The sequence below is a fragment of the Microbacterium sp. 10L49 genome, from assembly GCF_056395125.1.
Genome location: NZ_JBFTIW010000007.1, coordinates 1 through 5,527 on the forward strand (window position 1 = coordinate 1; position 5,527 = coordinate 5,527).

Consider the following 5,527-nt stretch of genomic DNA (forward strand, 5'->3'; position numbering starts at 1 on the left):
AACGCAGAAAGGCCACCCTGCGTTGGGTGGCCTTTCTGTTAAAGGAAGTCCGGCGGTGTCCTACTCTCCCACAGGGTCCCCCCTGCAGTACCATCGGCGCTGTGAGGCTTAGCTTCCGGGTTCGGAATGTGACCGGGCGTTTCCCTCACGCTATGGCCGCCGAAACACTATTGACGTGTCTCGAACAAGCACAAACGTAATGTTTGTTATATGTTCGCGGTTTCGACCGTACGTCGAGAACCACAAAGTGGACGCAAGCACCAAGAACGGTGTGTTATCAAGTCATCGGCTTATTAGTACCAGTCAGCTGCACGTGTTACCACGCTTCCACATCTGGCCTATCAACCCAGTAGTCTGGCTGGGAGCCTCTCACCCGAAGGTATGGAAGTCTCATCTTGAGGCCGGCTTCCCGCTTAGATGCTTTCAGCGGTTATCCATCCCGAACGTAGCTAACCAGCGGTGCTCCTGGCGGAACAACTGGCACACCAGAGGTTCGTCCAACCCGGTCCTCTCGTACTAGGGTCAGATCCTCTCAAACTTCCTACGCGCGCAGCGGATAGGGACCGAACTGTCTCACGACGTTCTAAACCCAGCTCGCGTACCGCTTTAATGGGCGAACAGCCCAACCCTTGGGACCTACTCCAGCCCCAGGATGCGACGAGCCGACATCGAGGTGCCAAACCATGCCGTCGATATGGACTCTTGGGCAAGATCAGCCTGTTATCCCCGAGGTACCTTTTATCCGTTGAGCGACAGCGCTTCCACAAGCCACTGCCGGATCACTAGTCCCGACTTTCGTCCCTGCTCGACCTGTCAGTCTCACAGTCAAGCTCCCTTGTGCACTTACACTCGACACCTGATTACCAACCAGGTTGAGGGAACCTTTGGGCGCCTCCGTTACTTTTTGGGAGGCAACCGCCCCAGTTAAACTACCCACCAGGCACTGTCCCTGAACCGGATTACGGTTCGAAGTTAGATATCCAGAGTGACCAGAGTGGTATTTCAACAATGACTCCACATGAACTGGCGTCCACGCTTCAAAGTCTCCCACCTATCCTACACAAGCCACACCGAACACCAATACCAAGCTGTAGTAAAGGTCACGGGGTCTTTCCGTCCTGCTGCGCGTAACGAGCATCTTTACTCGTAATGCAATTTCGCCGAGTTCGCGGTTGAGACAGTTGGGAAGTCGTTACGCCATTCGTGCAGGTCGGAACTTACCCGACAAGGAATTTCGCTACCTTAGGATGGTTATAGTTACCACCGCCGTTTACTGGGGCTTAAATTCTCAGCTTCGCCTTACGGCTAACCGGTCCTCTTAACCTTCCAGCACCGGGCAGGCGTCAGTCCGTATACATCGTCTTGCGACTTAGCACGGACCTGTGTTTTTAGTAAACAGTCGCTACCCACTAGTCTCTGCGGCCACCACACCCTTTTCGGAGTAAATCCGTATAAGCGGGTGGCCCCCCTTCTCCCGAAGTTACGGGGGCATTTTGCCGAGTTCCTTAACCACGATTCTCTCGATCTCCTTGGTATTCTCTACCTGACCACCTGAGTCGGTTTGGGGTACGGGCGGCTAGAACCTCGCGTCGATGCTTTTCTTGGCAGCATAGGATCACCCACTTTTCATCCGCATCGTGTCTCAGCCTTCATGAGAGACGGATTTGCCTATCTCTCGGCCTACGCACTTGCACCAGGACAACCATCGCCTGGCTGGGCTACCTTCCTGCGTCACACCTGTTAATACGCTCACTCCACCAGATGGGGTCGCATGCCGCCTCACGATCGTCCCCGAAGGGATCCACGCGTCTTGGGATGCTTAGCACTCCTGATTTCATGTGGGCGGTTCTTCGCCGGTACGGGAATATCAACCCGTTGTCCATCGACTACGCCTGTCGGCCTCGCCTTAGGTCCCGACTTACCCAGGGAAGATTAGCTTGACCCTGGAACCCTTGGTCTTCCGGAGGACGTGTTTCTCACACGTCTTTCGCTACTCATGCCTGCATTCTCACTCGTGTAGCGTCCACGGCTGGATCACTCCGCCGCTTCACTCGCCACACGACGCTCTCCTACCCATCAACACGGCTGGACCACGAAGGCCTACCATAAATGTCAATGCCACAACTTCGGTGGCGTGCTTGAGCCCCGTTACATTGTCGGCGCGGAATCACTTGACCAGTGAGCTATTACGCACTCTTTCAAGGGTGGCTGCTTCTAAGCCAACCTCCTGGTTGTCACAGCAACTCCACATCCTTTCCCACTTAGCACGCGCTTAGGGACCTTAGATGGTGGTCTGGGTTGTTTCCCTCTCGACTATGAAGCTTATCCCCCACAGTCTCACTGCTGCGCTCTCACTTACCGGCATTCGGAGTTTGGCTGACGTCAGTAACCTTGTAGGGCCCATCGGCCATCCAGTAGCTCTACCTCCGGCAAGAAACACGCAACGCTGCACCTAAATGCATTTCGGAGAGAACCAGCTATCACGAAGTTTGATTGGCCTTTCACCCCTATCCACAGCTCATCCCCTCAGTTTTCAACCTAAGTGGGTTCGGCCCTCCACGACGTCTTACCGTCGCTTCAGCCTGGCCATGGATAGATCACTTCGCTTCGGGTCTAGGACACGCGACTGAATCGCCCTATTCAGACTCGCTTTCGCTACGGCTACCCCACACGGGTTAACCTCGCCACGTATCGCTAACTCGCAGGCTCATTCTTCAAAAGGCACGCTGTCACCCCTACTAAGGAGGCTCCAACGGTTTGTAAGCAAACGGTTTCAGGTACTATTTCACTCCCCTCCCGGGGTACTTTTCACCTTTCCCTCACGGTACTTGTCCGCTATCGGTCATCTGGGAGTATTTAGGCTTATCAGGTGGTCCTGACAGATTCACACGGGATTTCTCGGGCCCCGTGCTACTTGGGATACTCTTCACGCCAAGCCAGGCATTTCGACTACGGGGTTCGCACCCTCTATGACCGGCCATTCAAAACCGTTCGTCTATACCTGCTTGTAACGCTGAAAGTTCGGCAGAACAATCCAAAAAGTCCCACAACCCCGAGCATGCAACGCCTGCCGGCTATCACACACACCCGGTTTAGCCTCATCCGCTTTCGCTCGCCACTACTCACGGAATCACATGTTGTTTTCTCTTCCTGTGGGTACTGAGATGTTTCACTTCCCCACGTTCCCTCTACCCGCCCTATATATTCAGGCGGGAGTCACTAGGTCGGCACGCCGCCCAGCGGGGTTTCCCCATTCGGACACCCTCGGATCAAAACTCGCTTATCAGTTCCCCGAGGCTTATCGCAGATTGCTACGTCCTTCTTCGGCTCCAGATGCCAAGGCATCCACCGTTTGCTCTTAAAGACTTGAAATCACATGAGTTCATCAAGAATCGGAAACCAGACCCCGAAGGATCCAGTTCGAAATTGACTAATGATCTTTAAGATCATCAAAACAACACAACCCCAAAGGGTCATGTTGAAGATGCTCGCGTCCACTGTGTAGTTCTCAAAGTACGGGCGGTGCTCATCCCCACCAACAACGTTGGCAGCGACAAGCCCGAGGTACAGCTGCGATCCCGAAGAATCACACCCGGTCCCTCAGGACCCAACAGCGTGCAGGCACCCCGCTCACCCATCCCCACGTTCCCACCAGACCCGAAGGCCCGACGTACTAACGAGGATCAGCTGCGCTGATGCCATGTCAAATGTTCCACCCATGAGCTAACCGGCGAGAACATTCGTCTCGATCCGGCGCCTGGAAGGCCGAAGCCTCCAGATGCTCCTTAGAAAGGAGGTGATCCAGCCGCACCTTCCGGTACGGCTACCTTGTTACGACTTAGTCCTAATTACCGATCCCACCTTCGACGGCTCCCTCCACAAGGGTTAGGCCACCGGCTTCAGGTGTTACCGACTTTCATGACTTGACGGGCGGTGTGTACAAGACCCGGGAACGTATTCACCGCAGCGTTGCTGATCTGCGATTACTAGCGACTCCGACTTCATGAGGTCGAGTTGCAGACCTCAATCCGAACTGGGACCGGCTTTTTGGGATTCGCTCCACCTCACGGTATTGCAGCCCTTTGTACCGGCCATTGTAGCATGCGTGAAGCCCAAGACATAAGGGGCATGATGATTTGACGTCATCCCCACCTTCCTCCGAGTTGACCCCGGCAGTATCCCATGAGTTCCCACCATTACGTGCTGGCAACATAGAACGAGGGTTGCGCTCGTTGCGGGACTTAACCCAACATCTCACGACACGAGCTGACGACAACCATGCACCACCTGTTCACGAGTGTCCAAAGAGTTGACCATTTCTGGCCCGTTCTCGTGTATGTCAAGCCTTGGTAAGGTTCTTCGCGTTGCATCGAATTAATCCGCATGCTCCGCCGCTTGTGCGGGTCCCCGTCAATTCCTTTGAGTTTTAGCCTTGCGGCCGTACTCCCCAGGCGGGGAACTTAATGCGTTAGCTGCGTCACGGAATCCGTGGAAAGGACCCCACAACTAGTTCCCAACGTTTACGGGGTGGACTACCAGGGTATCTAAGCCTGTTTGCTCCCCACCCTTTCGCTCCTCAGCGTCAGTTACGGCCCAGAGATCTGCCTTCGCCATCGGTGTTCCTCCTGATATCTGCGCATTCCACCGCTACACCAGGAATTCCAATCTCCCCTACCGCACTCTAGTCTGCCCGTACCCACTGCAGGCCCGAGGTTGAGCCTCGGGATTTCACAGCAGACGCGACAAACCGCCTACGAGCTCTTTACGCCCAATAATTCCGGATAACGCTTGCACCCTACGTATTACCGCGGCTGCTGGCACGTAGTTAGCCGGTGCTTTTTCTGCAGGTACCGTCACTTTCGCTTCTTCCCTGCTAAAAGAGGTTTACAACCCGAAGGCCGTCATCCCTCACGCGGCGTTGCTGCATCAGGCTTCCGCCCATTGTGCAATATTCCCCACTGCTGCCTCCCGTAGGAGTCTGGGCCGTGTCTCAGTCCCAGTGTGGCCGGTCACCCTCTCAGGCCGGCTACCCGTCGACGCCTTGGTGAGCCATTACCTCACCAACAAGCTGATAGGCCGCGAGCCCATCCCCCACCAAAAAATCTTTCCAGTCACTAACCATGCGGTTGCGACTCGTATCCAGTATTAGACGCCGTTTCCAGCGCTTATCCCAGAGTGAGGGGCAGGTTGCTCACGTGTTACTCACCCGTTCGCCACTAATCCACCCAGCAAGCTAGGCTTCATCGTTCGACTTGCATGTGTTAAGCACGCCGCCAGCGTTCATCCTGAGCCAGGATCAAACTCTCCGTAAAAGAAAAAAACAGGACACCCGGGGAAAACCAGGCACCTGCGAGTTTGAAACTGACCAAAGAGATGACATCATTGCTGACTTCATCCGAATGCCAACCCCAAAGGGTTGGTCTTTGATCCAAAGGAATTTCTCAACCAGCCCAAAAAGGACTGGACGAGGAATAAATTGGCATTTGACAAGTGCACGCTGTTGAGTTCTCAAGGATCGGATGCTCCT

At 54.7% G+C, this 5,527-nt stretch carries 3 rRNA genes; all 3 read right to left on the minus strand.

Annotated features, from left to right (window positions below):
• Positions 1 to 47: 47 nt before the first annotated feature.
• A 5S ribosomal RNA gene (gene rrf / locus AC1DCT_RS18090) occupies positions 48 to 164 on the minus strand.
• 109 nt (positions 165 to 273) lie between these two features.
• Positions 274 to 3,372: ribosomal RNA gene (locus AC1DCT_RS18095) — 23S ribosomal RNA — on the minus strand.
• A gap of 417 nt (positions 3,373 to 3,789) precedes the next feature.
• Positions 3,790 to 5,312, minus strand: a 16S ribosomal RNA gene (locus tag AC1DCT_RS18100).
• The 16S, 23S and 5S rRNA genes sit together here, the layout of an rRNA operon.
• Positions 5,313 to 5,527: the final 215 nt, after the last annotated feature.